This is a genomic window from Caulobacter sp. 05T431 (genome assembly GCF_056665975.1).
In genome coordinates, this window is record NZ_JBFTKU010000143.1 from 1 (window position 1) to 416 (window position 416).

The following is a 416-nucleotide window of genomic DNA, read 5'->3' on the forward strand; positions in this document are numbered from 1 at the left end:
TTTCGAGACAGCGGCGGCCCTTGTGGTGCCGGGAACTCCTGAGGCCCTCTGCGAGCCGCCGCGTGTCTCATCAATCGATCGTTTTATGAGAACGGTCCGCTGCGTCATTCACCAGACTGATTGCCACAGCGCAGCAGAGTGAGGACGCTCTAGGTTCGATCGGGTAGGCGAGCCGCCAAGGGCCCTAAACCGCACTCCCCCCGCCACTGCAGCGGTACCCGCGTCGTGCGTACAGGAGCCGGTCGCTGATGACCCCGAACCCGTCGGTGTTCAGCAGCAGGGCAMGCAGCTCCGGGTGCATGTAGTCGTTGCCGTCCACGAAAATGAAGACCATTCCCAGCACTTCGGCGTGGGAACTGCCCATCGACCGCTGGATCGACATTGACGTCAACGACGCCAATAGCAAGGCCTCAGCG

The 416-nt window shown here is 62.4% G+C and carries 1 protein-coding gene; it reads right to left on the reverse strand.

Going from position 1 to position 416, the window contains the following annotated elements:
• Window positions 1-184: 184 nt before the first annotated feature.
• On the reverse strand, window positions 185-416 hold a 232-nt coding region (locus AC1U89_RS24885; RefSeq protein WP_479902284.1), incomplete at its 5' end, for a hypothetical protein.